We start from the raw sequence: 23,803 nt of genomic DNA on the forward strand, positions 1-23,803 counted from the left end.
CTCCCCTAGCGGTTGCCTACCGGTGCCCTCCCGGAAGCATACGGCGGCCGCCAGCCGGCGATGTCGTCGAAGCCGCGCAGGAAGAGCGCCGGTCCGGCGAGCGACAGTGCGGCGAGCACGGTGTTGCGTACGGCGATGACGGCGCAGTTGCCGGTCATGTCGAGCCGGGCGACCTTGACGGCCCGGCGGGCGATCGCCGTCGTGCGGGGCAGCCGGGCGGCCGTGTAGGCGGGCAGGGCGCCGGCGTGGTGGGCGAGGACGACGGCGTCCTCGACGGCCTGGTTGCCGCCCTGTCCGAGGGTCGGCGGCATGGCGTGCGCGGCGTCGCCGAGCAGGGCCACCCGGCCGCGGTTGAAGGCGGGCAGCGGGTCGGCGAGGTGGTGGACGTCGTGGCGCAGCACGTCCTCGGGGCGGGCGGCCGCGATGACGGCGGGGATCGGGTCGTGCCAGTCGCCGAACCGGCGGGCGAGTTCGGCCCGCTCGTCGTCCGGCGCGTGTTGCCCGGCGGGGGTCATGGCGGCGGCGTACGCGTACACCCGGCCGTCCTTGAGGGGGTGTGTGCCCCAGATCCGGCCCCGGCCCCAGGTCTCGTGCGAGGCGAACTCGGCGCCGGGGACCGGGATCACGACCCGCCAGGTGGTGAACCCGGCGTAGACCGGACCGGGATGCCCGGGGAAGAGCACGCCGCGCGCGGCGGAGTTGATGCCGTCGGCGGCGACCACCAGGTCGGCCTCCAGTTCGCCGTCGGCGGTGGTGACCCGGGCGGGCCGGTCGGTGTCTCCGGGGTCGGTGACGGTGGCGGCCGCGGTCGTGTGGACGGTGCCGGGCGGGAGTTGCGCGGCGAGGCTGTGGACGAGGGTGGCCCGGTGCAGCAGGACCAGGGGGCCGCCGAAGCGCGCCGCGGCGGCGTCGGCGCTGGTGCGCGCGAGCCAGCGGCCGCGCGGGGTGCGCAGTCCGCCGTCGCCCTGCCAGGCGGCGAGGTCGCGGATCTCGTCGCCGATGCCGATGACGTCCAGGGCGCGCAGGGCGTTGGGGGCCAGCGAGATGGCCGCGCCGACCGGCTCCAGGGAGCGGGCCCGCTCCAGGACGGTGACCTGCCAGTCCCGGCGGTGCAGGGCCGCGGCCGCGGTCAGGCCCCCGATCCCGCCGCCGATGACGACGGCGCGTGACGACTGTGCCATGGCTCCTCCTGATGCCGGGCGCGCCGCGGCGGACCCGGCGCACTACAGATGTAGTTGGGCGACTCCTCGACTGTACTACAGGCGTAGTTGCGCGGGTAGGGTCGTCCCATGTCCGTACGCACCCCGAGCGCCTCCCGTGCCGATCTGATCGCCGACACCGCCCTGGCCCTGCTCGCCGAGCGCGGTATGCGCGGGCTGACGCACCGGGCGGTCGACGAGGCGGCCGGGCTGCCGCAGGGCTCGACGTCCAATCTGGCGCGCACCCGGCAGGCGCTGCTGGAGCTCGCCGTACGGCGGCACGCCGAGCGGGAGGCGCGGGTGCTGGCGGTGAGCGAGATGCCGGACGCGCGCGGCGGACTCGACGCGCTGGCCGAGGGGCTGGCCCTGGCGGTGCACCGTTCGCTGACCCGGAACCGCGCGTTGCTCGTCGCCCGCTACGAACTGGCCCTGGAGGCCACCCGCCGCCCCGAGCTGCGTGCCTTCTACGACGCGACGGGCGCCGTCTTCCGCGAGCAGCTGACCGTCCTGCTCACCGCCGTGGGCTCGCCCGACCCGGCCCGGCATGTGCTGTCGCTGGTCGCGTGGGCGGAAGGGTTGATGTTCTCCTGCGTGGCCGGGACGTTCAACGCGGAGGTGCCGGAACTGGACGAGGTGCGGGCGGGGCTGCGGGAGCTGCTGACGGGCATGCTGGGCCGCTGAAACCGGCACCCTCGGGGGGCGACGTCAGCTCGCGTCCTCCCATGCCCCTCGTACGGGGCGGGAGACCACCCTTGTGAGGGATCATCCGCCCTTACCCTGTTCCAACGCCGCTGCCGACGCAGCAGAGTTGCGCGGGTGTATCGATCGACGACCTCCGCAGCGATCCTGGTCACCGTGGCCGTCTCGGCCCTCTCCGGCTGTGTGACCGTCCAGCGGCAGCCGACGCCCGGGCCACCACCGGCGGGGGCGCCGTCGCAGTCCTCGGCGCCCCGGACGGACGGCAGCGCGAAGCCGAGGGTCGTCCAGGCACCGGCCCGGGAGGCGCTGGAGATGGTCGGCCCGTCCCGCCGCCAGAAGCGCTCCGGCACCCCGGCCCCTCCCCCGCAGCCGCCCGGGCCCCGCCGCTCCGCCGCGCCCCAGGCCCCCCAGCCACACGGTGTGCCCCGGCACCAGCCCCCCACCGTCATCCCGGACGTGCCCCGGTCCGTCACCAGGGCCCCCGACGTGTGCTCGCTGGGGACGCAATACGGCGGCTGGCGGCAGGACAGCCCCGAGGCAGTGATCTGCCGCCGGACGTACGGTCAGTGAGACGGCGGTGCGGGCAGGGCCTAGGTCGGTCGTCGGCGGGGTGGGCCCCAGGGGTCTCCTCCCGGGGGGTCCTCCTCGCCCAGTCGGTGTTCCAGGCGGGTGATCGCCGCCCTGACGCCGTCCCCGTAGCTGTCGTCGGTGAGGGCGTCGGCCGCGCCGCGGGCGCGGTGCAGACAGGCGCGGGCGGCCTCGGAGCGGCCCAGCTTCATGTAGTCGGTGGCGAGATTCAGGTGCAGGCAGGGGTAGAACGTGCGCAGTGCCGCCGGGCCCGTCGCCCCCGCCGAGACCTCCTCCGCCGCCGACAACGCCCTCAGGTCCCAGGCCAGTTCGTCCGAGGGGTCGTCCTGGGTGTCGGCCAGGTAGTGCGCGAGCGTGCAGCGGTGCACCGGGTCCCCGTCCTGCCCGACCTCCGCCCACAAGTCCAGCAGACGGCTTCTGGCCTCCTCGCGGTCCCCGCCGTGATGCAGCATGACGACCTGCCCGATCCGGGTCAGCACGGCGTCCGGCGCCGTCCGCTCCTGCCGCTCCGCCACCGAGTCCTCCAGGCTGATCCGCACGACAGGCCCAGTCGGCTGTCCCCCCGACGCTAACCGGCGGCACGGACAAACCCGGTCAGGCGGCCCCGTACGACACAGGACCGCCCGCGGGGCGGATCAGCCCAGGTCCGGGATCGTCCAGTCGATCGCCTCGTGGCCCTGCGCGGCGACCGCCTCGTTGATCTGGGTGAACGGGCGGGAGCCGAAGAACTTCTTGGCGGACAGCGGCGAGGGGTGCGCGCCCTTCACCACGACGTGCCGGGTCTCGTCGATCAGGGGCAGTTTCTTCTGCGCGTAGTTCCCCCACAGGACGAAGACCGCCGGGTCGGGCCGGTCGGCCACCGCGCGGATCACCGCGTCCGTGAACTTCTCCCAGCCCTTGCCCTTGTGCGAGTTGGCCTCGCCGGCGCGGACCGTGAGCACGGCGTTGAGCAGCAGCACGCCCTGCTGGGCCCACGGCATCAGATATCCGTTGTCCGGGACGGGCGTGCCCAGCTCCTCCTTCATCTCCTTGTAGATGTTGCGCAGCGAGGGCGGGGTCTTCACCCCGGGCCGGACCGAGAAGCACAGGCCGTGGCCCTGGCCCTCGCCGTGGTAGGGGTCCTGGCCCAGGATCAGCACCTTGACCTTCTCGAACGGTGTCGCGTCCAGGGCCGCGAAGACCTCCTCGCGCGGCGGGTAGACGGCGCCCTTCGCCCGCTCCTCCTCCACGAACTCCGTCAGCTCCTTGAAGTAGGGCTGCTGCAGTTCGTCGCCCAGAACCCCGCGCCAGGACTCGGGCAGCATGGCGGTGTCGGTCACGTCAACGTCCTCACGGTGTGCGGTCACTTGCAGGTTGTGCAGTGCTCAGAACCTACAGGCGCCCACTGACAATCGGTGCCGTGAGCCGGCATCACCAGCTCGTCTTGCGGTGCAGCTCCCACATCATCATGATCGCCGACGGGTCCAGCGACCGTTCCGCGCCGGAGATGTCGGCGCTCGCGGCCAGGTACTGCTTGCCCTGCCACAGCGGCAGCAGCCGTGCGTCGTTCGCCAGGATCGTCTGCGCCTCCCGGAACTCCTTCACCACGCGGGAGCGGTCGCTCTCGCGGCGGGAGGCGGGCAGCAGATCATCGGTGATCTTGGGGGACGGGTAGGGCGTGCCGACGGCGTTGTTCTGGCCGACGAACGGGGCGATGAAGTTGTCGGCGTCGGGGAAGTCGGGGGACCAACCGCGCCCGAACACCGGGTACTCGCCCTTCTGGTAGCCCACCACGTACTTGTTCCAGGGACGGCCGTGCACGGTGACGGTGAACAGGCCGGACGCCTCCAGCTGGCGCTTGATCTCCTGGAACTCCTTCGCCGTCGCCGAGCCGTAGCGGTCGGTGGTGTACCAGAGGGTGAGCGGCACCTTCTGGTTGATGCCCGCCTGGCTGAGGATCTTGGCGGCCTTGCCGACGTCGGGGTCTCCGAAGTCGTCGAAGAAGGCGGTGCTGTGTCCGGTCAGGCCGGCCGGGACCATGGAGTACAGCGGCTGCACGGTGTCCTTGTAGATCCGGTGCGCGATCTCGCTCCGGTTGATGATCTGGGCGACGGCCCTGCGGACGGCGGTCTTGCGCGCCCAGGGGTCCTTCGGGTTGAACACCAGGTACTCGATCTCGTTGCTCGGCCCGTCGATGAGGTCGATGTCCTTGGAGCCCTGGCCCTGGAAGGAGATGACGTCGTCGGCGGCGAGGCCGCGGAAGGTGAGGTCGAGCTTCTTGGCACGCAGGTCGTCGGCGAGCGAACGCGAGTCCTGGTAGTAGCGGATGGTCACCGCATCGTTTCTGCGGTCCGCGGCGCCCTTGTAGTGCTTGTTGCCGACCAGGACGGCCTGCTTGCCCTCCTGGTAGGACTCCAGGTTGTACGGGCCGGACCCGAGCACCTTGCCATCCTTGCGCAGCGCGTTGTCCGGGTACTCCGCGGGATCCACGATCGACATGCCGGGCGTGGCCAGCACGAAGGGGAACGTGGCGTCCGGCTTGTTCAGGTGGAAGGCGACCTCGCGCTCGCTCACCGCCTGGACCCGGTCGAGGCTGCCCAGCAGCCCGGCCGGACCGCTGTTGACGTTGATCTTCTCGATGCGGTCGATCGAGTACTTGACGGCCTGTGCGTCCAGCGTGTGCCCGTTGGAGAAGGTCAGGCCCGCGCGGAGCTCGCACGTGTAGACGGTGTTCGACTGCGAGAACTTGCAGCTCTCGGCCGCGTCGGGCTGCGGTGTGGTCGCGCCGTCGGGGTAACTGAGCAGGGTCTGGTAGATGTTGCGGAAAAGTTCCCAGGACTGGTCCCAGGAAGCGGCCGGGTCAAGCGTGCTCGGGGCACTGGTCGTACCCACCACGATCGGTCCGCCGCTGTCCTGGCTGCCGTCCGAAAAGACGCTGCACCCGGCCACCAGGGATATGGACGCAACCGCCGCCATTCTCTGCAGGCATCGGTTCCGGTTGAACACGCGCACGCTCCTCGATCCGCCATACCAAGGGTCGGCAGACGATACCGCAGTGACACGCCGGGTGAACCTGCTTCGTACATGGGTCTTGATCGGCTTGTTCATGACGACGTTGTCATCGCTTCGGGCCCCTCCCGAACAATGACAAGGGCGCCGTTTCCGTCAAGGAAACGGCGCCCTTGTGCACCCGATCGTTATGCCGAACGAGGTCAGGCGACGCCGGCGTTCAGGAATATCCCGCCGTCGACGACGAGCGTCTGTCCGGTGACCCAGTCGGACTGCTCCGAGGTGAGGAACGCGGCGGCGCCGCCGATGTCCGAGGGCACGCCGAGCCGGGCGAGCGGATAGGCCGCGGCGGCCTCCGCCTCCCGGCCCTCGTACAGGGCCTGCGCGAACTTGGTCTTCACGACGGCCGGGGCGATCGCGTTGACCCGCACCTTGGGCGCGAACTCGTGCGCGAGCTGCTGGGTCAGGTTGATCATCGCCGCCTTGCTGACGCCGTAGGCGCCGATGAACGGCGAGGGCGCGAGGCCCGCGACGGAGGCGATGTTGACGATGGCGCCGCCGTTGTCCTTCTGCCAGGCGTGCCAGGTCTTCTGGGCGAAGCCGAGCGCCGAGATCACGTTGGTCTCGAACACCTTGCGCGCGACGTCCAGGTCGAGGTCGGCCATCGGCCCGAACACCGGGTTCGTTCCGGCGTTGTTGACCAGGAAGTCGACGCGGCCGAAGGCCTCCATGGCGCGCCCGACGGCCTCGCTCTGGTGGGCCAGGTCGTGCGCCTTGCCCGCGACACCGACGACCCGGTCGGAACCGAGCTTCTCGACGGCCTCCTTGAGGGCGTCCTCGTTGCGGCCGGTGATCACCACGCGGTCACCGCGCGCGACGAGCGCCTCGGCGACGCCGTATCCGATGCCGCGGCTGGCGCCCGTGACGAGGGCGACCTTGCCGGAGAGTTCAGGCAGTTCAGTCATGTCCGTGTTCCTCAGATTTCCCGGTGCCGACTAGTCGAGCGGTCCGCCGGCGACGTACAGCACCTGGCCGGAGACGAAGCCGGCCGCCTCGCCCGTGAAGAAGGCGATCGCGTTGGCGATGTCCTCGGGCTCGCCGACGCGCTGCACGGGGATCTGGGTGGCGGCGGCGGCCTTGAACTCCTCGAAGCCCATCTTGACTCGATCGGCGGTGGCCTTGGTCATCTCGGTGGCGATGAAGCCGGGGGCGACGGCGTTGGCGGTGATGCCGAACTTGCCGAGCTCGATGGCGAGGGTCTTGGTGAAGCCCTGCAGACCGGCCTTGGCGGCGGAGTAGTTGGCCTGGCCGCGGTTGCCGAGGGCCGAGGAGGAGGACAGGTTGACGACCCGGCCGAAACCGGCGTCGACCATGTGCTTCTGGACGGCCTTGGTCATCAGGAACGAGCCGCGCAGGTGCACGTTCATGACGGTGTCCCAGTCGGAGGCCGTCATCTTGAACAGCAGGTTGTCGCGGAGCACACCGGCGTTGTTGACCAGGATCGTCGGCGCGCCGAGCTCCTCGGCCACACGGGCGACGGCGGCCTCGACCTGCGCCTCGTCGGAGACGTCGGCGCCGACCGCGATCGCCCGGCCGCCGGCCGCGGTGATCCGCTCCACGGTCTCCTTGCAGGCGGCCTCGTCGAGGTCGATGACGGCGACGGCGCGGCCCTCGGCGGCCAGTCGTACGGCGGTGGCGGCACCGATGCCGCGCGCACCTCCGGTGACGATGGCGACCCGCTGGTCAGTGGTGGACATTGCTGCTTCTCCTCGCCCTTGAGAATTCCCCAGCCGCGGTGAGCGACCGCTTAGTACCTTCGACACACGTGACGCTAGAAGCCCTGGCACCCGGTGTCAACGGCACACCGGGTCCGTGTGATCCATTACCTCACCAGGAGGTCCAGCAACCGCAGCGCCTCGGCCGCCGGATCGGTGGTGAGACCCGTGTGGACGGGCCCGGGCTGCACGATGGTCGACCGCGGCGCGATCAGCCAGCGGAAACGTCGCCCCGCGTCGTCCGGGGCCGCGGGTCCCGCGGCCGCGCCGCCGCCGCACACGCCCTCGACAGCACCGAGCGCGGCCCGCACGCCGGCGACGTCCGCGTCCGGGTCGAGGGCCAGCAGCCGGGCCTCGTCGAGGTGGGTGCGGGCACCGACGTAGCCCTGGGCGCGGCAGTACACGACCACGCCCGCGTTGATGCACTCACCGCGCTCGACGCGGGGTACGACCCTCAGCAGCGCGTACTCGAAGACGTCCCGGCCGCCACCCTGGCCGGCCCGGGTGATGTGGCGCTCGGCCACATGGCCGGCCATGTGGATGTGGTGCTCGCTCACTTGTCCCCCTCGATGCCGGTGATGCGCTCGTGGACCACGGCGGCTCGCGCGAGCAGGGGCCGCGCGTAGGCCCGGCGCAGGTCGTCCGGGCTGTCGAAGCCGCGCTCGCCCGCCAGCCACGCGTCCGGGATCTCGGCGGTGACCTCGGCGAGGAGGTCCTCGGTGACCTGGGGGGCCAGCTCGGCCGCGGCGCCCGCGACATCGGGGCCGAAGCCGGCGAGTGCGTGGTCGGAGGCGTCGTAGGGCCGGGCCGCGGAGGCCTCGACGCCGGGCCAGTTGTGGTGCCAGATCATGGTCGCGCCGTGGTCGATGAGCCACAGGTCGCCCCGGTGCATCAGCAGGTTGGGGTTGCGCCAGGAGCGGTCCACGTTGTTGATCAGCGCGTCGAACCAGACGATCCGTCCGGCCTCCCGCGGGCTCACCGTGAAGGCCAGCGGGTCGAAGCCAAGGGCGCCGGAGAGGAAGTCCATGCCGAGGTTGGTGCCCCCGCTGGACCTCAGCAGCTCCTGCACCTGCTGATCGGGTTCGCCGAGCCCCAGCACCGGATCGAGCTCGATGGTCACGAGGCGGGGCATCCGCAGGCCCAGGCGGCGGGCCAGCTCCCCGCAGACGACCTCGGCCACCAGCGTCTTGCGGCCCTGTCCCGCGCCGGTGAACTTCATGACGTACGTCCCGAAGTCGTCGGCCTCGACGAGCCCCGGCAGCGAGCCGCCCTCACGCAGGGGCGTGATGTAGCGGGTCGCGATGACTTCCTTGAGCATCGCCCCAGGTTACTGGGGAGTCGCCACCCGTTGCCGACAGCGGATCGACAGCTCTGGTTTACGGCGCTCCGACCGCGCGGACGTCAGGATCTCGACAGCGTCTGAACGGGTCGTGCCCAGCGGCCGTACCCCTGGACGGATCACCGAAAAGGCTTCGCGGAAGGGAATCCCCACATGAGCAGCGCATCGCCCAGGCCCGTAACGGGACCGGCCCGCCGTACGGTCGTGGCCGCGGCCGGAGCGGCGGGGCTCGCCGCCGCGCTGACCGCCTGCGGATCGGGCGACGATTCGTCGAACTCCTCCAGTGCGTCCGGGTCTTCCGGCAGCACCGGGGCGACCGGTTCCACCGGGACGCAGGACGGCAGCGGTTCGGGCACCGGCGGCTCGGGCGGCGGCGACAACGCCGCGGCGGGCGGCACCGCGCTCGCCAAGACCGCGGACATCCCCGAGGGCGGCGGCAAGATCTTCAAGGACCAGGGTGTCGTGGTCACACAGCCCTCGGCGGGCACGTACAAGGCGTTCTCGTCGAAGTGCCCGCACGCCGGGTGCGCGGTGGGCAGCGTCGCGAACGGTGTGATCGTCTGTCCGTGCCACAACAGCCAGTTCTCCGTCACGGACGGCAGCCGGAAGGCGGGTCCCGCGACCACGGGGCTCACGGCCGCGAACATCACCGTGTCCGGGGACGAGATCAAACTCGCGTGAGGCTCAGGCCCCTCGGCGCGGACGCTTGAGGCAGCCGAGCACCTCGTCCGTGGTCGCGACCGTCGCGACCAGGGCGAGCGTGTTGCGGATCATCGCGGGGGTGTAGTCGGAGGGCACCCCCGCGATGGCGTCGCGCGGCACGACGACGGTGTAGCCGCGGTTCACCGCGTCGAACACGGCGTTGGGTATCGCGACGTTGGCCGAGACACCGGTGACGATCAGCGTGCGGCAGCCGAGGTTGCGCAGCAGCGCGTCGACGTCGGTGCCCTGGACGGGCGACAGCCCGTGCAGCCGCCGTACGACGAAGTCCTCCTCGGTGACCTCGATCGGGGGCGCGATGCGCACCGCCGTGGTGCCGGACAACTGCTGGACGGGGAGCCGTTCGGCGGCACGGAACAGCCGGGCATTGCGGTTGGCGCCCCGGCCGTCCGGGCGGCGCTCGGCGACGGCGTGGATCACCTGGAGGCCGCTGTGGTGCGCGGCGGCGACCAGCCGGGCGACATTGCCGAGGGCACCCGAGGCACGGGCCTCCCGGGCGAGTTCGGGCAGCGCGCTGTCGGCGCCGACGACCCCCTGCTGGCACTCGACGGTGAGCAGCACGGTGCTCGCGGGGTCGAGGAGTTCTCCGAGCCCTTCGTACGACGCCATGAGGCCCCCTTTCGCCGGGATGCGGGGCGGGCGAGACTAACCACCATTGCGCACGAACGGAAGACGACTCATTCTTTTCTGACGTGATGTCAGAGGATCTGGGCGACGACGGACCTGGACCACCTCCTCTGACACGACGTGGGAGAAGAGGGGGCCGCATGACCGTCACTCAGCGCCGGGGCCGGAAGATCATGATGACGCCGGGCGAGCTGGACGAATTCCTGACCACTCAGCGCACCTGCCGGGTCGCCACCGTGTCCGCGGACGGCGCCCCGCACGTGAGCGCGCTGTGGTTCGCCTGGGACGGCAAGTCGCTGTGGCTGTACTCCGTGGTGCGCAGCAAGCGCTGGGCCGATCTGAGCCGTGATCCGCGGGTGGCGGTCGTGGTGGACTCGGGCGAGGAGTACGACCAGTTGCGGGGCGTGGAGCTGTCCGGAACCGTGGAGTTCGTGGGCGAGGTCCCGCGCACCGGCCAGCTGTGCGCCGAACTCGACACCGCGGAGACGCTGTTCGCCCGCAAGAACTTCGGTCTGGACGAGATGCCGCACGACGGTCGGCACGCCTGGGCGCGGCTGACCCCGGAGAAGGTCGTCTCCTGGGACTTCCGCAAGCTGGGCTCGGTGTAGGGCTGTTGGGCCGGGACCGGCTCCGTTCAGCGAGGCCGGCTTGGTTCAGCCGACTGTCGCGGCCGCCGCCTGCAGTGCCTCCACCGCCGCGCGGATGGAGGGGCGGCGGTCGGCGTCGGCCCGCCAGACGACGTACACATGACGGCGCACGTGCTGCTTGAGCGGGACCATGACGGTGCCCGGGGGCACCGGGTGCCGTCCCAGCAGCGGCGCGATGCACACCCCCAACCCAGCGGCCACCAGGGCGAGTTGGGTGTGGGTCTCGGCGGCGCGATGGCCGACGTTCGGCTCGATGCCGCGCGAGCGCAGCGTGAACATCAGCCACTCGTGGCAGAACTCGCCCGCGCCCCAGGTGATCCACTCGTCCTCGGCGAACTCCCCGAGGTCCACCTCGTCACGGTCCGCGAGCCGGTGACCGGCCGGCATGGCCACATCGGCCGGGTCGTCGAGGAGGGGCGCCTTCACCAGTCCGTCCGGGACCGGCATCGGCTTGTTGTACCAGTCCAGGACCACCGCGAGGTCGAGATCGCCGCGAACGACTCCGGCCACGCCGTTCTCCGGCTCCAGCTCGCTGGAGCGCACCCGCAGCGCCGGGTGCCGGGCGCGCAGGGCCGCGAGCGCGGCGGGGAACAGTCCGCGAGCGGCGGTGGGGAACGCGGACAGTCGCAGCTCACCGACGACCTGCCCGCGATGCGCCTCCAGGTCGGACTGGGCGAGCTCGACCTGGGACAGGATGCGCGCCGCGTGCTCGGAGAGCAGCCGTCCCGCGTCCGTGAGGCGCACCCCTCGCCCGTTCTTGGCGAGGAGCCGCTGTCCCACCTCCCGCTCCAGCTTGCCCATCTGCTGCGAGACCGCGGACGTGGTGACGTGCAGCGCCTCGGCCGCGCCACTGACCGAGCCGTGCCGGGCGAGGGCATCCAGGGTGCGCAGGCGCTCCAGATTCAACATGTAAGCAATGCTACGACGTATCGCGCGAGAATTCTCGATTGTGCTACGAGGTTGCCTCCGGCATCGTAGGGCCCATGAGCACCGTCACGACCCCCCGCGCCGAGGCCGCCCCCGTCCGGCAGCCACGCACCCGCCTCGACTGGCGCCTGCGCTTCGGCGCCCTGTCCCTGATATGGGGCTTCAGCTTCCTGCTCATCAAGGTGGGCACGCAGGGGTACGCGCCCTTCCAAGTCACCCTGGGGCGGCTGGTGTTCGGTACGGCGGTGCTCGCGGCGGCCATGGCGGTCAAGCGGGAGCGGCTCCCGCGCGGGGCACGCACCTGGGGCCACTTGGCGGTCGCCGCGTTCCTGCTGAACGCCCTGCCCTTCTCTCTCTTCGCCTACTCGGAGCTCACCATCCCCTCCACGCTGGCGGGCATCTGCAACGCCACCTCGCCGCTGTGGGGCATGGCGCTGTCCCTGGTCGCCCTCTCCGAGGACCGCCCGACCCGGGTTCGCTTCGCCGGCCTCGGCATCGGTTTTCTCGGGGTGTTGACGGTGCTCGGCGCGTGGCAGGGATTCCACGGCCTGGATGCCACGGGTACGGCGATGGCTCTGCTTGCTTCGCTGAGCTATCCGATCGGGTGGATCTACGTCCGGCGGACGCTGGCCGGGACGGGGCATTCCCATCTGGCGATGACGGGGGCGCAGTTGTTGTTGGCCACGGGGCAACTGGCCATTGTGACTCCGCTGTTCACTTCGGCTCCGGGGCACTTCGCTCTTGTCCCGCTGCTTGCCGTTGCCGCGTTGGGAGCCCTGGGTACCGGGCTGGCTGTCCTCATCCAGTACGGGTTGGTTGCCGAGGTCGGGCCCACCACGGCTCAGATGGTGACCTACTTCATCCCCGTGATCGCGACCGCGGCGGGGGTTGCCATTCTGGGGGAGTCGCTTCGGTGGACCACTCCGGTGGGGGCGGTGATCGTTCTTGCAGGGGCGGCGCTCACTCAAGTTCGGCGGGGCGCCTGAAGGGGTTCCCCGCGCCTCTGGGGGGATCGGCCTTGGCTACACATATGTCCTCACCGGTGTCGGACCCACCGCCGCGGCCACCGCAGTTGCCAAGGCTCCGGTCTCCTGCGGAGTCAGCGTCGAGATCGTGATGCGGATTCCGGGTGGGGCGCTCAGGCGGAAGCGGGCGCCCGGGGAGACGGCCCAGCCGGCGTGGAGGAGGCGGGCGACCGCGCCCGTCTCGTCGGGGACCGGTACCCAGACGTTCATGCCGCTGCGGCCGTGCGAGGGGACCCCACGCTCCGCGAGCGCGTCGATCAGCAGGTCCCGGCGGGACCGGTACGCCGTCGCCACCGCCGGTCCGTCCACCGCGCCGTCCTTCCAGAGGTGGACCACGGCACGTTGCAGCAGCCGGCTCACCCATCCCGGTCCCAGCCGCTGTCTCCCGCGCACCCGGTCGACCGTGACGGCGTCGCCGGTGAGGACGGCGAGGCGCAGGTCGGGGCCGTATGCCTTGGCGACGGAGCGGACGAAGGCCCAGTGGTGGGTGACACCGGCCAGGGGGTGCAGGGGCAGGTCGACGATGCCGTGGCCGTGGTCGTCCTCGATCAGCAGGGTCTGCGGGTACTCGCGCAGCACGGACCGCAGGGCACGCGCGCGCGTGGCGCTCACGGAGGCTCCGGTGGGGTTCTGCGCGCGGTCGGTGACGATCAGGGCGCGCGCTCCGGAGGCGAGGGCCGCGCTCAGGTCCTCGGGGCGCGGGCCCTCGTCGTCGACGCCCACGGGGACCGTGCGCAGCCCCAGTGCCGGCACGAGGTCGAGGGTCCGGCCCCAGCCGGGGTCCTCGACGGCGACGGCGTCCCCCGGCTTGAGGTGGGCCGCGAGGACGCGCTCCACGGCGTCCAGCGAACCGGAGGTCACGGTGAGCGGCCCGTCGGGCACCCCGTCGGCGTCGAGTTCGGCCCGCGCGATCCGGGCCAGCTCCGGCTCGACGGGCTCGGCTCCGTAGAGCACCGGGTCCCGGTCCCCCTCCGCCGCCACCGCCGCGAGGGCGGGCGTGAGTGAAGGCAGCAGTGCCGGGTCGGGGTTGCCGCTGGACAGGTCCCGCACCCCGGCCGGCACGGCCACATGCAGCTGCTCGCGGCCCGTCGTGGCCGGCTTGGGCCGGATACGGCTGCCGCGGCGTCCCGCCGTCTCGATGACCCCGCGCTCCCGCAGGGTGCGGTAGGCGGCCGCGACCGTATTGGGATTCACCCCCAGCCGGGAGGCCAACTCTCGCATGGGTGGCAGCAGTTGGCCCGGTTGCAGATCACCGGCCCCCACCGCGCGCTCGACGCTCGCCGCGATCTCTGCTGCGCCGCGGCCTTCGATCGGATACTCTCCTAGCACAAAAGTCATTATGCACTAGTGCAATGGAGAGCGCCATGCAGGGGACCCAGCAGACGCCGCCGCCGTCGGCCGCCTACACCCCGACCGACCGCACCGTCCCGACGCGCGCCGCCGAGAGGGCGTCGTACGACAAGGAGCTGGTGCACTCGATACTCGACGAGGGCTACGTCTGCCACCTCGGCTTCGTCCGCGACGGCGCGCCGGTGGTGCTCCCCACGCTGTACGGCCGGGTCGGCGAGCGGCTCTATGTGCACGGCTCCACGGGTTCGCGCCCGCTGCTGATGACGGGCGGGAGCGACCCGGGGCTCCCGGTGTGTCTGACGGTCACCCATGTCGACGGGCTGGTCCTGGCCCGCTCCGCCTTCCACCACTCGATCAACTACCGCTCGGTCGTGGTGCACGGCATCGCCCACCAGGTCACCGACCCCGAGGAGCGGCGACTGGCCCTGGACGCGCTGGTCGACCATGTCGTACCGGGGCGCTCCGCCGACTCCCGGCCCGCCAGCAAGAAGGAGCTGGCGGCCACCGCGGTCATCCGGCTCGACCTGGACGAGGTCTCCGCCAAGGTCCGTACCGGCGGCGCGAACGACGAGCCCGAGGACCTGGCCCTCGCCCACTGGGCCGGGGTCGTCCCGCTGCGCAAGGGGTACGAGGCGCCGGTCGCGAACGCCGACCTCGTCCCCGGCATCGAGCTCCCCGACTACCTCAAGGGGCTGTGATGCTGATCCACCCCTGGGACGCGCCCCGCGACGACACCGAGTGGCAGACCTGGCTGGCCGCCCATGACTTCGGCCAGCTCGCGGTCAACGGACCGTCCGGTGAGCCGCCCTTCGTGCAGCCGCTCCACTTCGCCTTCGACGCCGCCCGCGGCGAGGCGGTCACCCACCTCGCCCGCCCCAATCCGCTGTGGCCCGCCCTGGAGGCGAATCCGCAGGTGCTGCTGAGCGTGGTCGACGACTACGTCTATGTGCCCGGCCCCTGGCAGGCCGCGCCGGACGGCCCGTCCGAGCACGGCGTCCCCACGAGCTTCTACGCCGCCGTCCAGCTCCGCTGCACGGCCCAGGTCGTGGACGACCCGGCGGAGAAGGCCGACCTGCTCAACCGCCAGCTCGGCCACTTCCAGCCGGAGGGCGGCTCGTCGCGGGCGACACCGGAGGAGGCTCCGTACGGCCGCCTGCTGTCCGGCATCCGCGGGCTGCGGCTCGTGGTGACCGACGTACGCGCGAAGTTCAAGTACGCGGGCAAGAAGCCGGAGGAGGTGCGGGACCGGATCGCCGGCGCGCTGGCGGAGCGGAGCGGGCCGGGGGACGCGGCGGCACGGGAGCACCTGGTGCGCAGGCGCGGGGCGTGAGCGGACGGCCGGCCCGGTTCACTCCGCGGGCTGTGCCGCCGTTGCCTGGGCGGCGAGTTCACGTGGGGGTGCGCCGCTCGCCACCGGGTCCGCGGAGCCCTTGGCAGGCGTCGAGGACTGGGCGATGAACGCTCCGACCAGGACGACCGCACCCCCGACGACCTGGGGCGCGGAGAGGTGTTCGCCGAGGAGCACCCAGGCCAGCACGGTCGCGACGACCGCCTCCAGGCAGGCCACGACACCCGCGACCTGCGGGGAGAGCCGCCGCACGGACACCACACCGGTGACATAGGCGATGACGGTGGCGACCAGGACGATCCACGCCAGCAGCGCGGCCGCCGGGACCGGGGTGCCGTTCATGTGGGCCGTGCCGGAGAGGACGGACCAGTCCATGGCCCAGGGGCGGGCCACGGCGGTCAGTACGAGGGCGCCGATGAGCAGTCCGTACGCGATGACACCGAGCGGGTCGGGCGCCTCCTCGCCCGCCTCGCTGCCCTGGTCGGACAGGACGAAGTAGCCGACCTGGCAGCAGGCCGCGCACAGGGCGAGCAGCAGCCCGAGCGCGTCGAAGCCCAGCCCCGACCAGACCTCGACGACACAGGCGAGGCCGCCGGCCGCGAGGACCACACCGAGCGCGGCGGCCCGTGTGACCGGCCGGCGCTGCACGAATCGCACCCAGCCGAGCACCAGGGCGGGGGCGAGGTACTCCACGAGCAGCGCGACCCCCACCGGGATGCGTGAGATCGCGGCGAAGTAGCAGGCCTGGACACCGGCCACGGCGAGCAGTCCGAACCCGGCGAGCAGCGCGGGGCGACGGCGCACCAGCCCCCGGTGGCGCACCGCGAGCGGCAGCATCACCAGCGCGGCACCGGCCACCCGCAGCCACACCACGTGCAGCGGGTCGAGTCCCGCCTCGATCAGCGGCTTGGCCGCGACACCGGATCCCCCGAAGGCGAGCGCCGAGGCGAGCGCGAGGCCGAGCCCGACGCCCTTCCCGTGGCTGCCCTGGCTGCTTTCAGACGTATGCACCGGCACATGATGACAGGCGACGACATGAGCGTCACCCCCAATGGCACCTGTCTCAGCGGCTGGACGGGGCGCGCTCAGCAGGCCGCGCCACCGTCCCCCGCGTACTCCCCCCAGCCAGCGATCCGGGCCGGCAGGCCGGCCACCTCGATCCCGGCGCGCGCGAGCACCTCGACGGCCCGGGCCTCGGGGTCCCGGACGAGCGCGACGAGCAGATCGGTGCCGCCCGCCCGGTCGCCGCCGCGCAGCCGGGCCCGCTCGACGGCGTGGACCATGGCGGCGGAGGCCAGCGGCGACCAGCCGTCGGCCCCCTTCAGAGTGGGCATCACGCCCGAGTCCTCCACGGTGCTCTGCCAGCGCAGGCCGTAGCCGATGCTGCGCTGCACGAGGTAGCCGAGCAGGCGGGCGATCTGCGGAGGGTCGCCGGTCACGGCCCGTACGTCGGGATCGGACTCCAGGAGCGAGTGCAGCAGATGGGCGGTGTCGATCTGCCGGTCCCCGTCCCGAACAGCCCTGCGGCGGGCACCGGCGACCACCGCTGCCAGCTCGGCACTGAGCCCGGCATCGGCATCCGCGCGGAGGATTCCCTGGTCATGGGCGGACTGGTGGGGAATACGGGGTTGCACATCCCCTACCCCATCAGCCTCTCGGGCCGAGGTCATCGCCGAGGGGAAGCATCTTCGCGTCCCACGGTGAGTGGACAACCCCGGCCGGAATCTCCTCCTTACGGAGGAGATCAGGCCGATGCCCCCGCGGGAACGCGTGCTCTCCACATTTTCTGACAGTTCATCAGTATTGAATGTTCCGGGCCCTGCGGCTACGTTCCGCGACACCACAGCCCGACACTGAGAGGTGGTCGCATGGCCGAAGTCAGCGCGGAGGCACGCATCGGGGCACCGGCCGAGAAGGTGTGGGCGCAGCTCACGGACTGGCCGGCGTACGGGGAGTGGAACGCGACCCACACCAACTTCCCCAAGGGCGGCCCCGAGACCCTGGCGGTGGGCGGCACCTTCCAGGAGAACATGAAGCTGATGGGGTTCCCGGCCGAGGTCGAGTGGACCATCGAGGAGCTGGAGCCGGCCCGGGTGCTCGCCATTCGCGGCAAGGGCCCGATGGCGGTGACCGTCGCCACGCGCTACACACTCACCCCGGACGGCGACGCCACGACGGTGCGCATCGACGGCGAGTTCACGGGCGCCGCCGTGTCGCTGATGGCGGGCAAGCTCAAGGACTCGGCGACGGCGGCCCTGAACGAGTCGCTGCGCAAGCTGGGCGGGCTGGTGGCCTGAGACGGCAGGACGGACGGCGAGACGGGAAGGCGCCCCGCGGAACAGTCCGCGGGGCGCCTCGGTCAGTGCTGCCCTCGCTCCTCGTGAGGAGGAGGCTCAGTCCTCGTCGGCGAGGATCAGATACAGCTTCTTGCGGGCGTCGTTGATGACGGCCAGCGCCTTCTCGCGCTGTTCCTTGCTGCCGGTCTTCCAGACCTGCCCGAAGGCCTCCATCAGACCGAAACCGGCCTGACGGATCTCGCCGAGGGCTTCCCAGTCGACCCCGCGCGAGGCCTCTTCCCAGGGCGCTTCGGGCCCCTCGTCGGCCGCGGTGCGGCCGTCCTCGGTGAGCGAGAACAGCTTCTTGCCGCCCTCGGACTCGCTGGTGATCAGGCCCTCGTCCTCCAGCAGTTGCAGGGTGGGGTACACCGAGCCGGGGCTCGGCTTCCACGCGCCGCCGCTGCGCTCGGCGATCTCCTGGATCATCTCGTAGCCGTGCATCGGCCGGTCCTTGAGCAGGGCCAGGATCGAGGCCCGTACGTCACCGCGCCGCGCCCTTCCCCTGGGACCGCCGCGCCCTCGATGACCCCAGGGGCCCGGTCCGAAACCGGGTCCGCCGGGACCGAAGCCGGGGCCGCCCGGGCCGAAGGGCCCGAAGGCCGCCCGCAGCCCCTCGAAACCGCCCCGGTCGCGCCGGGAGCCGCCGTCGTGTCGATGTCCGTGCTCGTATCCGTGGGAACGCATCGCCATCACTCCATTCCATCGTTGATCTGTCGCGATGCGTCAACGATATATCGGAACCGATCGGATGACAAGCCTCTTCGGCACCCACGGCGGCTCCGCCGTTTCCGGAATCAGGCGTTCCAGCTCCAGTCGGCGACTTCGGGCAGGTCAACGCCGTGCTCGCGGATCCAGGCGTGGTGGCGGGTGCGGGCATCGGCCATCTGCTGGCGCACGCGGGCGGCGCCCGCCGCGAGGTCGGGGACGCGGTCGATGACGTCCATCACCAGGCGGTAGCGGTCGAGATCGTTGCGCACGACCATGTCGAACGGCGTGGTCGTGGTGCCGGACTCCTTGTAGCCGCGGACGTGCAGGTTCCGGTGCCCGGCGCGGCGGTAGGCGAGACGGTGGATCAGCCACGGGTAGCCGTGGTAGGCGAAGATCACCGGCTTGTCGGTGGTGAAGAGGCCGTCGAACTCGAAGTCGGTCATACCGTGCGGATGCTCCTCGCGCGGCATCAGCCGTGTCATGTCGACCACGTTGACGACGCGCACCGCGAGCTGGGGCAGATGCCGGCGCAGCAGCTGGGCCGCGGCCAGGACCTCCTGGGTGGGCACGTCCCCTGCGCAGGCCAGCACCACGTCCGGTTCGCCGCCGTTCTCCGTGCCGGCCCACTCCCAGATGCCGGCTCCTCGCGCGCAGTGGACCCGGGCCTGATCCATGGACAGCCAGTCGAAGCACGGCTGCTTCCCGGCCACGATCACGTTCACGTAGTCCCGGCTGCGCAGGGCGTGGTCCGCGACCGACAGGAGCGTGTTGGCGTCCGGCGGCATGTACACGCGCACGACCTCGGGGCTCTTGTTGAGGACGTGGTCGACGAAGCCGGGGTCCTGGTGGGAGAAGCCGTTGTGGTCCTGGCGCCACACGTGCGAGGTCAGCAGGTAGTTGAGGGAGGCGATGGGCGCGCGCCAGGGCAGGTCCCTGGAGGTCTTCAGCCACTTGATGTGCTGGTTGACCATCGAGTCGACGATGTGCACAAAGGCCTCGTAGCAGGAGAACAGTCCGTGCCTGCCGGTGAGGAGATAGCCCTCCAGCCAGCCCTGGCAGAGGTGTTCGGAGAGGATCTCCATCACCCGGCCGTGCCGCTCCAGGTGTTCGTCGACCGGCAGGATCTGTGCCTGCCAGGCCTTTCCGCTGGCGTCGAAGACGGCCTGCAGCCGGTTGGAGGCGGTCTCGTCGGGGCCCACCACGCGGAAGTCCCGGCGCCCGCCGGTGTCCTTCATGACCTGTTCGAGCAGGGCGCCGAGGACCCGGGTCGGCTCGTGCAGCGTCGTCCCCGGCTTGTCGACCGGGACCGCGAAGTCGTCGAGGCCGCGGATCGGCAGGTCCCGTACGAGGAGGCCGCCGTTGGCGTGCGGCGTGGCACCGAGCCGCTTGTGGCCCTCGGGAAGGCAGGCCAGGACATCGGGGACGGGCCTGCCGTCGGCGCCGAAGAGCTCCTCGGGCCGGTACGAGCGCAGCCAGGCCTCCAACTGCCGCAGATGCTCGGGGTTCTCGCGGACACCGGCCAGCGGGACCTGGTGGGCGCGCCAGGTGCCCTCGACCGGCTCGCCGTCCACCTCGGCCGGACCGGTCCAGCCCTTCGGCGTGCGCAGCACGATCACCGGCCAGTGCACGCGCTCGCCGACGCCGTCCTCACGGGCGGTCCGCTGCGCCACCGCGATACGGTCCAGCGCCTCGTCGAGCGCCGCGGCCATCGCCCGGTGCACCTCGGCCGGGACGTGACCGGTCACATGGATCGGCTCATGGCCGTATCCCCGCAGGAGCTCGTCGAGTTCGGACTCGGGAAGACGGGAGAGCACCGTCGGGTTGGCGATCTTGTACCCGTTGAGGTGCAGGATCGGCAGGACCGCTCCGTCGTGCACCGGGTCAAGGAACTTGTTCGAGTGCCAGGAGGCGGCCAGCGGTCCGGTCTCCGCCTCGCCGTCGCCGATCACGCAGGCGACCAGCAGGTCCGGGTTGTCGAGGGCGGCGCCGTAGGCATGGGCGAGCGAGTAGCCGAGCTCGCCGCCCTCGTGGATCGAACCGGGTGTCTCCGGGGCCACATGGCTGGGCACCCCGCCCGGGAACGAGAACTGCCGGAACAGCCGCTCCATGCCCGCCGCGTCACGCGACACGTCCGGGTAGGTCTCGCTGTAGCTGCCCTCCAGCCAGGAGTTGGCCACCACGGAGGGCCCGCCGTGCCCCGGCCCCCAGATGGCCAGCGCGTCCAGGCCGCGCGTCCTGATCACGCGGTTGAGGTGGGTGTACACGAGGTTGAGGCCGGGCGAGGTGCCCCAGTGACCGAGCAGCCGCGGCTTGATGTGCTCCGGCCGCAGCGGCTCGGTGAGCAGCGGGTTGGCCATCAGATAGATCTGGCCCGCCGCAAGGTAGTTGGCGGCGCGCCAGTGCGCGTCCAGGGTGCGCAGCTCGTCGTCGGAAAGTACGGTGGCGTCCTGGTGTTCGACCTTGGACATGGGTGAGACTCCGGAAGTCGTCGACGTAGAGGTCATCGGGCGGTGGAGGCGGCATGGCCGACAGGAAAGCGGCGGAGCTGCCGCGGAAGGTGTACGAGAAGGAACTGCTGCGCCTGCAGACCGAGTTGGTGAAGCTGCAGGAGTGGGTGCGGGCGGAGGGCGCCCGGCTGGTCGTCGTCTTCGAGGGGCGGGACGCGGCGGGCAAGGGCGGTGCGATCAAGCGGGTGACCCAGTTCCTCAATCCGCGCGTGGCCCGCGTCGCGGCGCTGCCCAAGCCGACCGAGCGCGAGCGCACGCAGTGGTACTTCCAGCGGTATGTGGAGCACCTGCCGGCCGCGGGGGAGATGGTGCTGTTCGACCGGTCCTGGTACAACCGGGCCGGTGTCGAGCATGTGATGGGCTTCTGTACGCAGCAGGAGTACCAGCGCTTCCTGCGCCAGTGCCCGATCTTCGAGCGGATGCTGGTGGAGGACGGGATCCTGCTGCGCAAGTACTGGTTCTCGGTGAGCGACACCGAGCAGCAGGAGCGGTTCCGGCGGCGCCTGGACGATCCGGTGCGGCGCTGGAAGCTGTCGCCGATGGACCTGGAGTCGATCACCCACTGGGAGGCCTACTCCCGGGCCAAGGACGAGATGCTGGTCCACACCGACGTCTCCGAGGCGCCCTGGTACGTCGTCGAGAGCGACGACAAGCGCCGCGCCCGGCTGAACATGATCGCCCATCTGCTGGACTCCGTCCCGTACCACGAGGTGAAGCCGCCGGTGCTGAAGCTGCCGGAGCGACCGCCGTCGACCGGCTACGAGCGCCCGCCGCGGGAGCTGCAGACCTTCGTCCCGGACCACGCGGCGAGCCTCTGAACCACCGCCCACCGCGTTCACGACCGATGGGGTACGACCGCGACGGGGCAGGCGGCGTGGTGCAGAACGCCGTGGGTGACGCGACCGAGCTGGAGCCCGAAGGCGCCCTGCGTGCGCTGGGCACCCACCACCAGCAGGCCCGCGTCGCGCGAGACGTCCAGCAGCACCCGGCGTGCGTGGCCCTCGACGGTACGCCGTCGCAGGTCGACACCAGGGTGCTGCTCGGCCGCCTCGCTCACGGCCGCTTCCAGCGTCTCGGCGGCCCGCTCCTCGTGCAACCGGGCGGACTCGCCGCCGGCCGGATGTGCCGGGTGCCGCCAGGCGCGTACGGCCTCCAGGGGCACCCCGCGCAGCTCCGCCTCCGCGGCGGCGAAGCGCACCGCCGCCGAACCGGCCGGCCCCTCCGCCACGCCCACCACGATCCGGCCGTGCGTCTCCGGCCCGCCGCGCTGGTCCTGGGTGCCGCGGAGCACGATCACCGGGCAGTCGGCATGGGCGGCGACGGCCAGGCTGACCGAGCCGAGCAGCATCTCGACCATGCCCGTGCGGCCCCGGGTGCCCATCACCAGCGCGGACGCTTCGCGGCTCTCGCGTACCAGCGCGTATTCGGGTTCCTCGGGCAGGACGTCGGTGGAGACCTTCACACCGGCCTGCCGCCGGGCCGCACGCCTGGCGGCCGCGGCGACGATGTCCTCGGCCATCACCTGCTCGGACGGCCTGCCCACGTCCTGCGCCGGCGAGGTGCCCTCGTAGCGCTCCCACAGCGAGGCGTACACCAGCCGCAGCGGCACCCCGCGCAGCACCGCCTCGTCCGCCGCCCAGTCCACCGCGCGCAGACTCGGCTCCGACCCGTCGACGCCCACGACCAGGGGCAGGTCCACCGCGCTCATCGCCTGGCCCGGATCGCCAGGGGCTCACCAAAGGCCCGAACAACCGCTGCCTTCATGGGTCTTCTCTCCTCCGGGGTGGGTCGGTCGAGTCCGCTGGGTCGGTCGGGTCGGTCGGGTCCGCCGGGTCAGTCGTGCGCGACCACGGCGACCGGGGCGGTGGAGTGGTGCAGGGCGGCGTGTGTGACCGGACCGATGTGCGTGCCGAACGGGCTGCGGCGGATCCGCCGGCCCACGACCAGCAGGGAGGCTTCGCGGGCGGCGTCGACCAGGTGGTCGGCGGGGGTTCCGCAGTGGCACTCGGTGGTGACCTCGACGTCCGGGAACTTCTGCCGCCACGGCAGGAGAATCTCGGCCAGGGGGGTCTTCTCGCCGAGCGTCTCGGGCGCCTCGGGCGCCTGGATCACGAGGTCCGCGGTGACGGCTTCCGTGTAGTACGGCGGTGGGGTCCAGCCGTGGACGACACGCAGGGTCGTACCGCGCCGGGCCGCCGCCCGGAACGCGAACCCGATCAGCTCCTCGTCCGGGGAGTCCACGTCCAGGCCCAGGACCACGGGGCGGAAGGGTGTCGCGGCGGACGGGCTGCCCGCCGGGTCCGTCTCGTGCTCGTCGGCGGCCTGCTTCCCCGCCCTGACCAGCACGACGGGTCGTTCGGCGTGGGCGACGACCGAGAGTCCGACCGAGCCGACCATGAAGCCGGCCACGCCGCCCAGCCCGCGCGAACCGAGGACCACCAGTTCGGCGTCCTTCGCCGCGTTCGCAAGGACCTCGCCGGGCGTGCCGGACAGCTGCTCGGTGGTCACTTCGAGGCCGGGGTGGCGCCGGGCGATGTCCGCGGCCGCCTCGCGGGTGATCCGGTCGGTCCAGTGCTGGTGGGTCTCGGACCCGAGCAGCGGGGCCTGTGCCATGGGCTCCGGTACCGGTTCCCACACCTGGAGCAGCTTCAGCGGCAGACCCAGCAGCTCTGCCTCGCGGGCCGCCCATTCGGCCGCGGCGCGGCTCTCTTCCGAGCCGTCCAGGCCGACCGTGACGGTGCGGGTCATGATCTCCACCTCCTGAGTGGGGTTCGCGATTCGAGCCTCGTACACGGACCGGTCGGGGGGCAGGGGCCGCAGGTCCCGGAGAAGGGCCGAAGGACCCTCGACGATCAGGAGGACGGCGCGCCTCATCAGCGCCCTCATCATGGTGCCCGTGACGGCCGTGATCCGCAGCGCGATGCCTCCGACCAGGGCAGGTCCGATGCCGAAGGCCGACGGCCACGGCCCTGAACGGTCCCGCACGCCGGGCTCGTTGGGCTCGACGGCACGAGCGGGGC

General features: G+C 71.7%; 26 protein-coding genes. 9 read left to right on the forward strand and 17 right to left on the reverse strand.

From position 1 onward, the window contains the following. Window positions 1-5: 5 nt before the first annotated feature. Window positions 6-1,181 (reverse strand): FAD-dependent monooxygenase, encoded by a 1,176-nt coding sequence (locus AB0I54_RS33395; RefSeq protein ID WP_363299977.1) that lies wholly within the window; start codon window positions 1,179-1,181, stop codon window positions 6-8. A gap of 108 nt (window positions 1,182-1,289) precedes the next feature. On the opposite strand from AB0I54_RS33395, the gene AB0I54_RS33400 reads away from it, so the two are divergent. Together AB0I54_RS33400 and AB0I54_RS33405 are read left to right on the forward strand one after the other, a co-directional pair. Next, window positions 1,290-1,880 carry a TetR/AcrR family transcriptional regulator gene (locus AB0I54_RS33400; protein ID WP_363299978.1) on the forward strand — a complete coding sequence of 197 codons (591 nt, stop codon included), beginning with the start codon at window positions 1,290-1,292 and terminating at the stop codon, window positions 1,878-1,880. A gap of 135 nt (window positions 1,881-2,015) precedes the next feature. Beyond that, the gene (locus tag AB0I54_RS33405) at window positions 2,016-2,468 is read left to right on the forward strand and encodes a hypothetical protein (RefSeq protein WP_363299979.1); all 453 of its coding nucleotides are present in this window, start codon (window positions 2,016-2,018) and stop codon (window positions 2,466-2,468) included. A 20-nt stretch (window positions 2,469-2,488) separates the two neighbouring features. On the opposite strand, the gene AB0I54_RS33410 is transcribed toward AB0I54_RS33405, so the two are convergent. The 7 genes from AB0I54_RS33410 to AB0I54_RS33440 all read right to left on the reverse strand — a co-directional run bounded on the left by AB0I54_RS33410 (window position 2,489) and on the right by AB0I54_RS33440 (window position 8,567). Continuing rightward, the gene (locus AB0I54_RS33410; RefSeq protein WP_363300044.1) at window positions 2,489-3,001 is read right to left on the reverse strand and encodes a hypothetical protein; all 513 of its coding nucleotides are present in this window, start codon (window positions 2,999-3,001) and stop codon (window positions 2,489-2,491) included. A 120-nt stretch (window positions 3,002-3,121) separates the two neighbouring features. Continuing rightward, window positions 3,122-3,805, reverse strand: coding sequence for a uracil-DNA glycosylase (gene ung / locus AB0I54_RS33415; protein ID WP_363299980.1), 684 nt, complete (start codon window positions 3,803-3,805; stop codon window positions 3,122-3,124). 91 nt (window positions 3,806-3,896) lie between these two features. Further along, complete coding sequence (locus tag AB0I54_RS33420) at window positions 3,897-5,471, reverse strand: ABC transporter substrate-binding protein (RefSeq protein WP_363299981.1); 1,575 nt, start codon at window positions 5,469-5,471, stop codon at window positions 3,897-3,899. A gap of 206 nt (window positions 5,472-5,677) precedes the next feature. Then, on the reverse strand, window positions 5,678-6,439 hold the full coding sequence (locus AB0I54_RS33425) for an SDR family oxidoreductase (RefSeq protein WP_363299982.1): 762 nt from the start codon (window positions 6,437-6,439) through the stop codon (window positions 5,678-5,680). A 30-nt stretch (window positions 6,440-6,469) separates the two neighbouring features. After that, window positions 6,470-7,231: a 3-oxoacyl-ACP reductase FabG gene (gene fabG / locus AB0I54_RS33430; RefSeq protein WP_363299984.1), complete on the reverse strand. Its 762-nt coding sequence runs from the start codon at window positions 7,229-7,231 to the stop codon at window positions 6,470-6,472. 125 nt (window positions 7,232-7,356) lie between these two features. Further along, a complete protein-coding gene (locus tag AB0I54_RS33435; protein ID WP_363299986.1) occupies window positions 7,357-7,806 on the reverse strand; it encodes a DUF3037 domain-containing protein in 450 nt (149 codons plus the stop codon). Beyond that, window positions 7,803-8,567, reverse strand: a complete 765-nt coding sequence (locus AB0I54_RS33440) for a HipA family kinase (protein ID WP_363299987.1) — start codon at window positions 8,565-8,567, stop codon at window positions 7,803-7,805. Before AB0I54_RS33440 ends, AB0I54_RS33435 begins: the two co-directional genes overlap by 4 nt. 174 nt (window positions 8,568-8,741) lie before the next feature. Between AB0I54_RS33440 and AB0I54_RS33445 the strand changes: the two genes are divergently transcribed. After that, the gene (locus tag AB0I54_RS33445) at window positions 8,742-9,269 is read left to right on the forward strand and encodes a Rieske (2Fe-2S) protein (protein WP_363299988.1); all 528 of its coding nucleotides are present in this window, start codon (window positions 8,742-8,744) and stop codon (window positions 9,267-9,269) included. Between the two features lie 3 nt (window positions 9,270-9,272). On the opposite strand, the gene AB0I54_RS33450 is transcribed toward AB0I54_RS33445, so the two are convergent. Then, window positions 9,273-9,917 carry a cysteine hydrolase gene (locus tag AB0I54_RS33450; protein ID WP_363299989.1) on the reverse strand — a complete coding sequence of 215 codons (645 nt, stop codon included), beginning with the start codon at window positions 9,915-9,917 and terminating at the stop codon, window positions 9,273-9,275. A gap of 158 nt (window positions 9,918-10,075) precedes the next feature. Here AB0I54_RS33450 and AB0I54_RS33455 point away from each other — a divergent pair, with 158 nt between their 5' ends. Continuing rightward, window positions 10,076-10,543, forward strand: a complete 468-nt coding sequence (locus tag AB0I54_RS33455; protein ID WP_363299990.1) for a pyridoxamine 5'-phosphate oxidase family protein — start codon at window positions 10,076-10,078, stop codon at window positions 10,541-10,543. A 45-nt stretch (window positions 10,544-10,588) separates the two neighbouring features. Here the strand turns inward: AB0I54_RS33455 and AB0I54_RS33460 are convergent, their stop codons facing one another. Next, window positions 10,589-11,491 carry a LysR family transcriptional regulator gene (locus AB0I54_RS33460; protein ID WP_363299991.1) on the reverse strand — a complete coding sequence of 301 codons (903 nt, stop codon included), beginning with the start codon at window positions 11,489-11,491 and terminating at the stop codon, window positions 10,589-10,591. Window positions 11,492-11,565: 74 nt separating this feature from the next. On the opposite strand from AB0I54_RS33460, the gene AB0I54_RS33465 reads away from it, so the two are divergent. Continuing rightward, window positions 11,566-12,495, forward strand: a complete 930-nt coding sequence (locus AB0I54_RS33465; protein WP_363299992.1) for a DMT family transporter — start codon at window positions 11,566-11,568, stop codon at window positions 12,493-12,495. 36 nt (window positions 12,496-12,531) lie between these two features. On the opposite strand, the gene AB0I54_RS33470 is transcribed toward AB0I54_RS33465, so the two are convergent. After that, a complete protein-coding gene (locus AB0I54_RS33470; RefSeq protein ID WP_363299993.1) occupies window positions 12,532-13,863 on the reverse strand; it encodes an aminotransferase class I/II-fold pyridoxal phosphate-dependent enzyme in 1,332 nt (443 codons plus the stop codon). 35 nt (window positions 13,864-13,898) lie between these two features. Here AB0I54_RS33470 and AB0I54_RS33475 point away from each other — a divergent pair, with 35 nt between their 5' ends. Beyond that, window positions 13,899-14,582 carry a pyridoxamine 5'-phosphate oxidase family protein gene (locus AB0I54_RS33475; protein ID WP_363299994.1) on the forward strand — a complete coding sequence of 228 codons (684 nt, stop codon included), beginning with the start codon at window positions 13,899-13,901 and terminating at the stop codon, window positions 14,580-14,582. Beyond that, a complete protein-coding gene (locus tag AB0I54_RS33480; protein WP_363299996.1) occupies window positions 14,582-15,214 on the forward strand; it encodes an FMN-binding negative transcriptional regulator in 633 nt (210 codons plus the stop codon). The genes AB0I54_RS33475 and AB0I54_RS33480 overlap by 1 nt, the downstream gene beginning before the upstream one ends. A gap of 18 nt (window positions 15,215-15,232) precedes the next feature. Here AB0I54_RS33480 and AB0I54_RS33485 read toward each other — a convergent pair whose 3' ends face one another. Continuing rightward, on the reverse strand, window positions 15,233-16,249 hold the full coding sequence (locus AB0I54_RS33485) for an EamA family transporter (protein WP_363299997.1): 1,017 nt from the start codon (window positions 16,247-16,249) through the stop codon (window positions 15,233-15,235). A gap of 68 nt (window positions 16,250-16,317) precedes the next feature. Then, a complete protein-coding gene (locus tag AB0I54_RS33490) occupies window positions 16,318-16,866 on the reverse strand; it encodes a Clp protease N-terminal domain-containing protein (protein ID WP_363299998.1) in 549 nt (182 codons plus the stop codon). Between the two features lie 234 nt (window positions 16,867-17,100). On the opposite strand from AB0I54_RS33490, the gene AB0I54_RS33495 reads away from it, so the two are divergent. Further along, window positions 17,101-17,529: an SRPBCC family protein gene (locus AB0I54_RS33495; RefSeq protein WP_316764314.1), complete on the forward strand. Its 429-nt coding sequence runs from the start codon at window positions 17,101-17,103 to the stop codon at window positions 17,527-17,529. 96 nt (window positions 17,530-17,625) lie between these two features. On the opposite strand, the gene AB0I54_RS33500 is transcribed toward AB0I54_RS33495, so the two are convergent. Then, window positions 17,626-18,252: a PadR family transcriptional regulator gene (locus AB0I54_RS33500; protein ID WP_363300000.1), complete on the reverse strand. Its 627-nt coding sequence runs from the start codon at window positions 18,250-18,252 to the stop codon at window positions 17,626-17,628. Window positions 18,253-18,362: 110 nt separating this feature from the next. Next, window positions 18,363-20,744, reverse strand: a complete 2,382-nt coding sequence (locus tag AB0I54_RS33505; RefSeq protein WP_363300001.1) for a phosphoketolase family protein — start codon at window positions 20,742-20,744, stop codon at window positions 18,363-18,365. A gap of 53 nt (window positions 20,745-20,797) precedes the next feature. Here AB0I54_RS33505 and ppk2 point away from each other — a divergent pair, with 53 nt between their 5' ends. Then, window positions 20,798-21,601, forward strand: coding sequence for a polyphosphate kinase 2 (ppk2, locus tag AB0I54_RS33510; RefSeq protein WP_363300002.1), 804 nt, complete (start codon window positions 20,798-20,800; stop codon window positions 21,599-21,601). A 17-nt stretch (window positions 21,602-21,618) separates the two neighbouring features. On the opposite strand, the gene AB0I54_RS33515 is transcribed toward ppk2, so the two are convergent. Together AB0I54_RS33515 and AB0I54_RS33520 are read right to left on the reverse strand one after the other, a co-directional pair. Further along, window positions 21,619-22,491 (reverse strand): universal stress protein, encoded by an 873-nt coding sequence (locus AB0I54_RS33515; RefSeq protein WP_363300003.1) that lies wholly within the window; start codon window positions 22,489-22,491, stop codon window positions 21,619-21,621. Window positions 22,492-22,616: 125 nt separating this feature from the next. After that, window positions 22,617-23,531, reverse strand: coding sequence for a universal stress protein (locus AB0I54_RS33520; protein ID WP_363300045.1), 915 nt, complete (start codon window positions 23,529-23,531; stop codon window positions 22,617-22,619). Window positions 23,532-23,803 lie beyond the last annotated feature (272 nt).

It is taken from the genome of Streptomyces sp. NPDC050625, from assembly GCF_040654755.1.
Taxonomy (GTDB): Bacteria; Actinomycetota; Actinomycetes; order Streptomycetales; family Streptomycetaceae; genus Streptomyces.

What these genes read in the sequence shown, in the direction of transcription:
- AB0I54_RS33440 (WP_363299987.1), bottom strand. Translation starts at nt 8,567, where the DNA reads ATGCTCAAGGAAGTCATCGCGACCCGCTACATCACGCCCCTGCGTGAG.
- AB0I54_RS33425 (WP_363299982.1), bottom strand. Translation starts at nt 6,439, where the DNA reads ATGACTGAACTGCCTGAACTCTCCGGCAAGGTCGCCCTCGTCACGGGC.
- AB0I54_RS33455 (WP_363299990.1), top strand. Translation starts at nt 10,076, where the DNA reads ATGACCGTCACTCAGCGCCGGGGCCGGAAGATCATGATGACGCCGGGC.
- AB0I54_RS33460 (WP_363299991.1), bottom strand. Translation starts at nt 11,491, where the DNA reads ATGTTGAATCTGGAGCGCCTGCGCACCCTGGATGCCCTCGCCCGGCAC.
- AB0I54_RS33450 (WP_363299989.1), bottom strand. Translation starts at nt 9,917, where the DNA reads ATGGCGTCGTACGAAGGGCTCGGAGAACTCCTCGACCCCGCGAGCACC.
- AB0I54_RS33465 (WP_363299992.1), top strand. Translation starts at nt 11,566, where the DNA reads ATGAGCACCGTCACGACCCCCCGCGCCGAGGCCGCCCCCGTCCGGCAG.
- AB0I54_RS33395 (WP_363299977.1), bottom strand. Translation starts at nt 1,181, where the DNA reads ATGGCACAGTCGTCACGCGCCGTCGTCATCGGCGGCGGGATCGGGGGC.
- AB0I54_RS33400 (WP_363299978.1), top strand. Translation starts at nt 1,290, where the DNA reads ATGTCCGTACGCACCCCGAGCGCCTCCCGTGCCGATCTGATCGCCGAC.
- AB0I54_RS33515 (WP_363300003.1), bottom strand. Translation starts at nt 22,491, where the DNA reads ATGAGCGCGGTGGACCTGCCCCTGGTCGTGGGCGTCGACGGGTCGGAG.
- AB0I54_RS33505 (WP_363300001.1), bottom strand. Translation starts at nt 20,744, where the DNA reads ATGTCCAAGGTCGAACACCAGGACGCCACCGTACTTTCCGACGACGAG.
- AB0I54_RS33520 (WP_363300045.1), bottom strand. Translation starts at nt 23,531, where the DNA reads ATGACCCGCACCGTCACGGTCGGCCTGGACGGCTCGGAAGAGAGCCGC.
- ppk2 (WP_363300002.1), top strand. Translation starts at nt 20,798, where the DNA reads ATGGCCGACAGGAAAGCGGCGGAGCTGCCGCGGAAGGTGTACGAGAAG.
- AB0I54_RS33500 (WP_363300000.1), bottom strand. Translation starts at nt 18,252, where the DNA reads ATGCGTTCCCACGGATACGAGCACGGACATCGACACGACGGCGGCTCC.
- AB0I54_RS33495 (WP_316764314.1), top strand. Translation starts at nt 17,101, where the DNA reads ATGGCCGAAGTCAGCGCGGAGGCACGCATCGGGGCACCGGCCGAGAAG.
- AB0I54_RS33445 (WP_363299988.1), top strand. Translation starts at nt 8,742, where the DNA reads ATGAGCAGCGCATCGCCCAGGCCCGTAACGGGACCGGCCCGCCGTACG.
- AB0I54_RS33480 (WP_363299996.1), top strand. Translation starts at nt 14,582, where the DNA reads ATGCTGATCCACCCCTGGGACGCGCCCCGCGACGACACCGAGTGGCAG.
- fabG (WP_363299984.1), bottom strand. Translation starts at nt 7,231, where the DNA reads ATGTCCACCACTGACCAGCGGGTCGCCATCGTCACCGGAGGTGCGCGC.
- AB0I54_RS33475 (WP_363299994.1), top strand. Translation starts at nt 13,899, where the DNA reads ATGCAGGGGACCCAGCAGACGCCGCCGCCGTCGGCCGCCTACACCCCG.